The 6,335-nt window shown below is 71.6% G+C and carries 8 protein-coding genes; 4 read left to right on the top strand and 4 right to left on the bottom strand.

Features of this window, described 5'->3' with window-relative positions; genetic code table 11:
* On the top strand, positions 1-611 hold a 611-nt coding region (locus FDZ70_05310), incomplete at its 5' end, for an MFS transporter (GenBank protein TLM77507.1).
* 73 nt (positions 612-684) lie between these two features.
* Here the strand turns inward: FDZ70_05310 and FDZ70_05305 are convergent.
* Positions 685-1,392, bottom strand: a complete 708-nt coding sequence (locus FDZ70_05305; protein TLM77506.1) for a VWA domain-containing protein — start codon at positions 1,390-1,392, stop codon at positions 685-687.
* Between the two features lie 191 nt (positions 1,393-1,583).
* Here FDZ70_05305 and FDZ70_05300 point away from each other — a divergent pair, with 191 nt between their 5' ends.
* From FDZ70_05300 to FDZ70_05290, 3 genes are all read left to right on the top strand, one after another.
* A complete protein-coding gene (locus FDZ70_05300; GenBank protein TLM77505.1) occupies positions 1,584-2,516 on the top strand; it encodes a helix-turn-helix transcriptional regulator in 933 nt (310 codons plus the stop codon).
* Between the two features lie 138 nt (positions 2,517-2,654).
* Positions 2,655-2,888 (top strand): hypothetical protein, encoded by a 234-nt coding sequence (locus tag FDZ70_05295; GenBank protein TLM77504.1) that lies wholly within the window; start codon positions 2,655-2,657, stop codon positions 2,886-2,888.
* On the top strand, positions 2,881-3,690 hold the full coding sequence (locus tag FDZ70_05290; GenBank protein ID TLM77503.1) for a hypothetical protein: 810 nt from the start codon (positions 2,881-2,883) through the stop codon (positions 3,688-3,690). Before FDZ70_05295 ends, FDZ70_05290 begins: the two co-directional genes overlap by 8 nt.
* A 10-nt stretch (positions 3,691-3,700) precedes the next feature.
* On the opposite strand, the gene FDZ70_05285 is transcribed toward FDZ70_05290, so the two are convergent.
* The 3 genes from FDZ70_05285 to FDZ70_05275 all read right to left on the bottom strand — a co-directional run.
* Positions 3,701-4,096 carry a TIGR03987 family protein gene (locus tag FDZ70_05285; GenBank protein TLM77502.1) on the bottom strand — a complete coding sequence of 132 codons (396 nt, stop codon included), beginning with the start codon at positions 4,094-4,096 and terminating at the stop codon, positions 3,701-3,703.
* Positions 4,097-4,233: 137 nt separating this feature from the next.
* Complete coding sequence (locus FDZ70_05280; GenBank protein ID TLM77501.1) at positions 4,234-4,899, bottom strand: DUF4395 domain-containing protein; 666 nt, start codon at positions 4,897-4,899, stop codon at positions 4,234-4,236.
* A partial coding sequence (locus FDZ70_05275; GenBank protein ID TLM77500.1) for an arginine--tRNA ligase occupies positions 4,832-6,335 on the bottom strand: 1,504 nt, incomplete at its 5' end. The genes FDZ70_05275 and FDZ70_05280, both read right to left, overlap by 68 nt.

Raw genomic sequence — 6,335 nt, 5'->3', positions numbered from 1 at the left:
GCTCCTACGTGCTCCTGGGTGGGCTCGTATGGCTCGGGTTCGGCGCGTTCGGCGCGCTCGAGCCGCTGTACTTCCGGGACACATTGCACACGCAAGTCTCGGCCATCGGGTGGGTCAACGCCGTGTTCGCGATCGGCATGATCGCAGGCTCGGCGCTGCTCACGCGCCTGCCCGCGCGGACGGTCTCGGCGCGGGGGCTCGCGCTGATGTCGGTGCTCACGGGGCTCGGTGCGCTGCTGTACCTGGCGTGGCCCGACGTGCGCCTCACCGCGGCCGGAGGCTTCGTGTGGGCGATCGCGATCGGCATCCTCGACCCGCTGAGCCGCACGCTGATCCACCGCGACACGCCGCACAAGCTCGTCGGCCGCGTGGTGGGCGCCGGCGAGACCCTGCGGACCTTCGGCGAACTCGCGCCTCTCGCGGTGGCCCCGGCCGCCGCGGCGCTGCTCGGCGTGCGAGAGACCATGATCGCGGGCGGACTGCTCACCGCGGCACTGTCCGCGGCCACGTGGTTCGAGGCGCGCACGGTGGATCGGCTCACCGCCGGCGCTGCGCCGGTGCCGATCGCTCCCGCGCATCCGTCCGGCGAGCCCCTGTCGCCGAACCCGTAGCAGCACGCGACGCGGCCCCGCGCCCTCCCCCGCGGGGCACGGGACCGCATCCATTCGCGCGCGCTGTCGCGGACTACGCCTTCGGGCGCTTGCGGCCCCGCTTCGGGCCGCCCGTGCCGGCGCCCTCGGGCTCGTCGCGGAGCAGTTCGTCCGGATCGAGCCAGTCCGAGGGCATCGACCGCGACATGCAGCACGCCACCTCGTGTGTCGCGCTCGACAGCCGGTCGAACGCCCGCGTCTGCCCGTCCTCGTCGGGACGGAAGTTGAGCATCCTGCCCTCGCGTACGCCCATGCTGCGCCCGACGGCGTACGCGTCCTGGTTCGCGCCCAGGTAGACGAACTCGTAGTCGCGGTTGTCCTGGCGCTCCTCGATCATGCGGAAGATCCTCTGCCGGTCGTACTCGCGGCTCGCGTTCTCCATTCCGTCGGTCATGATCACGACGAGCACCTTGCCCGGCCGGCCGTGGCGCGCGATGTGATCGTCGACGCCCTTGATCGTGTGCCCGATCGCGTCGTACAGCGCAGTGCAGCCGCCCGGCGCGTAGCTCGCATAGTCGAGGTCCGCCACCTCGGCGGCCGGCACGACGCCGCACACCCTCACGAACTCCGTGTCGAACATCATGAGCGACATGAGCGTTCCGGAGCGCTTCGCCTGGTCGTTCTTGTACTCGTTGAAGCCCGAGATCGTCGCGTCCCGGATCACGTCCATCGAGCCCGACTTGTCGAGCACGAACCCGATCAGGATGCCGCCGTCCGCCTTCTTCTTGCGCTTGTCGGCCATGGGGCCCACCCCTTTCCTCTCTGTCGTCCGCCACCCTAGCCCCGGGGTCTGACATCGGCCGCTGTGCTTCGCCCGAAACGGTGGTAGAATCCTGTGTTGCCAGCACTGTCAAGCGTATTTACCCACTTGTCAACCGTGTTTACCCACGAGTAGAATCCGCAGGTGAGAACCTGCGCGAAGGGCGTCATCAGATGGAGTTCGGAACCAGACTGCGGGAACTGCGCGTCGCGTCGGGCGCCACGCTCGCCGACGTCGCGGAGGCGACCGGCATCAGCGTCCCGATGCTCTCGCGCATCGAGAACGGGCAGCGTCTACCCTCTCCCCGATTCACCGAGGCGCTCGCGCGCTACTTCGGCATGCCTGCCGAGGACCTGCTCGCCGATGTCGTGAGCGACAGCATGCGCACTCGCTACGGCATGGAGCCGGACTCGTACCGAGGCGCCATGGAGGACGACGCGCGCTGGGAGCCCGCGCGGCGCCGGATGCGCGCGATCGGCGAGCAACTCAGGCGGGACGCGAGCGAGTTCGAGGTGCGAAGCGTCGCGGCGCCGGCCGGCGAGCCGACGGCGCCACCGGGTCCGCCTCCTTCGCCACGGGCCGAGGGGGACCGTGTGGTGGGCATCGCCCCGACCTCACCCCGCGACCCCGCCGAACGCGAGAAGCGCCGCGCGGCCGAAGCCTTGTTCTTCCACGAAGAGGCGCGCGCGATCGAGGACAGCTCGATCGAGGAGCGCGCAATCGGAGGCCGGGCGATCGAGGAGCACTCGATCGATGACCGGGCGATCGGGGCCATGCCTGATCAGGAAGCGGCGCACCGCCTCGAGAGCCGGCGCGAACCTCGGGACCGCGCCGTCCGCGCGTACACCGAGCGCCCTGTCGCCGAGCTGTTCGGCGGCGCGGCCCCCGGCAGTCCCGCAGGGGACGCCGCGCTCGCCCAGCGCTCCGCCCTGCGCCGCCTCCGCGAGATGCTGCGCTCGCCTGACCCCGGCACCCGCGACGCCGCGCTGCACGCCGCCGCAGACCTCGCCGCCGACCCGCTTGAGCTGCTGCGCGAGGCGGCCGCGAGCGCGGATCCGGACACCCGCGACGCCGCGCGGCGGCTGCTCGACCGGCTCGGCCGGTGAGCGTGCTCCCCGATGGCCCGCATCCCGCGGACGCCCCCGCGTCCGGCCGCGCCCCGACCCGCGTGTTCATCCGTCACTGAAACCTGAGCGTCCGGCGCGCTATCATCATCGACGCAGCGATCCCGGGGGGGTACACGCATGAGCGCACTTGCCGACGCCACCACGCAGATGCTCGAGCCGCACGTCGGGGCGGTGATCGCTCAGGGCTGTCTCCGCGCGGTCGGGCAGGCCGCAGGCAAGACACCCGAGACCATCGGTCCGTCGGACTGGCCGGCGGTCGAGGCCACCGTGCGGGGGTTCCTGCGGCCGGTCGCGCCCCCCGGCACGATCGACTCCCTCATCGAGCGCATCAAGGCGGTCGGCGGTGTCTGACGCGGCGGCGGCGGCCGCTCCCGCATCGCCGCTCTCGGCGCGCACGCGCGTTCTCGGTGCGGCGAGCCTCGCGTTCATCGCGCTGCTGGTCGTACTCGCGCTGCTCGGCATCGTCGACGAGACCGGCGCGTACGCCGGCGCCATCGGCTACGGCGCCTTCGCCTCGGTGTTCGCGATCATCCAGGCGCGACGCCTCGGGGCAGGACCGCAGCGCACCCAGTGGGTGCTCATCGGCGCGAGCATCAGCGCGTTCATCGCGGGCGACATCGCGACCGTCGCGAACGAGGAGCTCGGACAGGGCGCCATGCTCGCCGCCGCGCAGCTGTTCTACCTTCTGCAGTTCGTGACACTGAGCTGGGCGATGATGACGGCGTCGCTCGCCTACCGCGCGATGCTCGACTTGCGGCGCAGCGCCGCCATCGCCTTCGGCACCGCGGCAGCGCTCGCAACCGCGGCGACCGCGCTCGGTGCGCTCGGAGGGTTCGGCGCCGGGAAGCTCGTGGGCATCGACAAGTTCCTCGCAGTGTACTTCCCCATCGCCGACCTGCTGTTCATGTTCGGCCCGGCGCTGTTCGTGCTGCTCGTCTCAAGGCAGATGGGTGCGGCGAGGTTCGCCTGGCCGTGGATCGCGGTCGCGGTCGGCTCGGCGGTGTTCGCGCAGACCGACGTCATGTACTACTACCTGCAAGGCTGGCAGGGCGAGCTCAACGTCGGCTTCATGGTCGTGGGCGCCGGCCGCCTGCTCGCCGCACTGCTCTTCGCCATCGGGTCCTCGCTCGCACGCGACGTGTTCGCGCTGTAGACGCACGCCGTCAGAACGGCAAGGCGGCCCCGGTCATCCCGGCGATCATCCCGCCGATGTAGGGCACGAGCCACACGAGCCACACCACGAGGCTGAAGCGGTGGAAGCGCTCCCTTGCGCGGTCGCTGCCGCGCACCAGCACCACCGTCGCCCACACCGCGTGCGCCGCCATCAGCCAGATGGCGATCTGCCCGGTCCAGGTATGCAGCATCGTCCAGTCGACGCCCGGCCCGTTGATCAGGTCCATCGCGTAGGTCCCGGCCGCGTCGAACGCGAGTCCGAGCCAGAACGCCACGAGATGCCACGGCCGCAGGTAGCGCGCGAGCCGCTCGGCCCACACGCCGACGGTGTAGAACGCCAGCGCAAGCGTGATGAGCGTGGTGGCGAGGGGCAGGATCGGGTCCATGCGCCGCAGTCTACCCGACCGTATGGTGGCGCGCCTGCTACCAGTCACCGCCCCTGACCCGGTCAGAGTCCTGACGGGCCCATGACGCCGCCTGCCACTCGCGCTCGGCCTCGGCAGCGCGTGACGGCGGACGGCCTCTACGAGGCGCTCGCGCCCGGACCGCCTCGCATGCGGCGGACGAAGGCGGCAGACACGCGATCGGGCAGCAGGCCGTACAGCCAGCAGCCCGTGCAGAACCCCGCCAGCGACTCGAGCGCCGCGAAGACGAGGAACGTCCCCGTCACGCCGTAGAAGAACGCCGGCGCCGCGGGGAAGCCGTATGCGGCCACGAGCCCGAGCGCGCTCATCGCGAGCCCGATCACAGCCGCGAAGCGCTTGGGCGCGGAGTCGCTCATCCGCTTGGGCAACCGCAACCCCCGGGCGATGAGGTTCGCAGCGCGGCAGCTCGGGCTGTACGCGAAGCCCGCAACGACCTTGAGAGCGAAGTCGAGCACGAGGTACGCGAGCACCCACCGGTACGGCGTGAGCAGCGCCACGGCGAGCACGGCCATGGCGATGCCGCCGTTGACGCGCGCGGCGTTCTCGTCGATGCGCTCGGTGCTGATCGGACAGCGCGGCTCGTCCTCGGGCATGTCGTGGACCTCCTTCGGTGCTCCCCCCGCGCATGAGTATCCCACTGGAAGCGCCTGCGGGCACGCGCCTCCGCGACGAACGGCGCTCGCCTGTCCGCGGGCGCTACATGCGCTGGGGCGCGCCGACGCCGAGCAGGCCGAGCGCGGTCGCGAGCACCACGCGCGTCGCATCGGCGAGTGCGAGCCGCGCGCCGGTCAGCGCGTCGTCGTCGCCGACCACCTGGCACACGGTGTAGAAGCGGTGGAACGTCGCCGCCAGGTCCTCGGCGTACGCGGCGAGCTTGTGCGGGGCGAGCGCCTCGGCGGCGGCCTCTACCACCTCGCCGAACTCGGCCAGCTTGCGCAGCAGTGTGAGCTCGGCGTCGTCGGTCAGCAGCGCGAGATCCGGCGAGGCGGGTACGACCGCGGACACGTCCGCGCTCTCGTCGGCGGTGTCGGCGCCCGCGGCCTTGCGCAGGATCGAGCAGATGCGTGCGTGCGCGTACTGCACGTAGTAGACGGGGTTGTCGGCAGACTGCGCCTTGGCCACGCCGATATCGAAGTCGACCTGCTGGTCGGTGCTGCGCCGCAGGAACCAGTAGCGCGCCGCGTCGGCGCCGACCTCGTCGAGCAGCTCCTCGAACGTGACCATCTCTCCGGTGCGTTTGGACATGCGCACGGCCTCGCCGTCGCGGAACAGGTTCACGAGCTGGCCGATGACCACGTCGAGCTGGCCTTCGTGCCCGAGCGCCGCGACGGCGGCCTTCATGCGCGGCACGTAGCCGTGGTGGTCGGCGCCCCAGATGTCGATGACGCGGTCGAAGCCGCGCACGTCGAGCTTGTCCCAGTGGTACGCGATGTCGGCGGCGAAGTACGTGTACTCCCCGTCGGACTTGCGCAGGACGCGGTCCTTGTCGTCGCCGAACGCCGTCGACCGGAACCAGACGGCACCCTCCTCCTCGAAGATGTGGCCGAGCTCGGTGAGGCGCGCGATCGCCTGCTCGATCTCGCTCGGGCCGCCCTCTGGCTGCCCGGCATGCAGCGTGCGCTCCGAGAACCACACGTCGAAGTCCACGCCCATCCCGTGCAGCACGCGCTTGAGGTGGTTCGCCAGCACGAGCTCGTAGCCCAGCTCACGGCAGCGGAGCGCGAGCTCGCCCGGCGGCAGGTCCGCGAGCGCGTCACCCTGCTGCGCGCGGACCTCCTCGGCGATCTCGGCTATGTACGCGCCGCGATAGCCGTCCTCGGGGAACTCGACCTCACGGCCGAGCAGCTCGAGGTAGCGCGCCGCGACGCTCGCCCCGAACACGTCCATCTGCACGCCGGCGTCGTTGACGTAGAACTCGCGCTCGGCCCGCCAGCCCGCATGCTCGAGCACGCGCGCCATCGAGTCGCCGAGCGCCGCCCAGCGCCCGTGGCCGACGTGCATCGGCCCGACCGGGTTGGCCGAGACGAACTCGACCTGCACGCGGCGGCCGTGGCCGAGGTCGCAGCGCCCGTACGCGGCGCCGGCCGAGCGCACGTCCGCGACGACGCGCTGCAGCGCGGACGCCGACAGGCGCAGGTTGATGAAGCCGGGGCCGGCCACCTCGGGCGTGCCCTCGACATCCGGGTGCGCGGCCATGCGC

It is taken from the genome of Actinomycetota bacterium, from assembly GCA_005774595.1.
In the GTDB taxonomy this organism is placed as follows: Bacteria; Actinomycetota; Coriobacteriia; order Anaerosomatales; family D1FN1-002; genus D1FN1-002.
The sequence above is the reverse complement of the archived record's forward strand: the minus strand, read 5'-3'. Positions and strand labels throughout refer to the sequence as shown.

Coding starts and splice junctions, on each gene's coding strand:
- FDZ70_05305 (TLM77506.1), bottom strand. CDS start 1,392: ATGGCCGACAAGCGCAAGAAGAAGGCGGACGGCGGCATCCTGATCGGG.
- FDZ70_05300 (TLM77505.1), top strand. CDS start 1,584: ATGGAGTTCGGAACCAGACTGCGGGAACTGCGCGTCGCGTCGGGCGCC.
- FDZ70_05295 (TLM77504.1), top strand. CDS start 2,655: ATGAGCGCACTTGCCGACGCCACCACGCAGATGCTCGAGCCGCACGTC.
- FDZ70_05285 (TLM77502.1), bottom strand. CDS start 4,096: ATGGACCCGATCCTGCCCCTCGCCACCACGCTCATCACGCTTGCGCTG.
- FDZ70_05280 (TLM77501.1), bottom strand. CDS start 4,899: ATGCGACGCGCGTGGTGCTCGCGACCGCGCTCGGCCTGCTCGGCGTCG.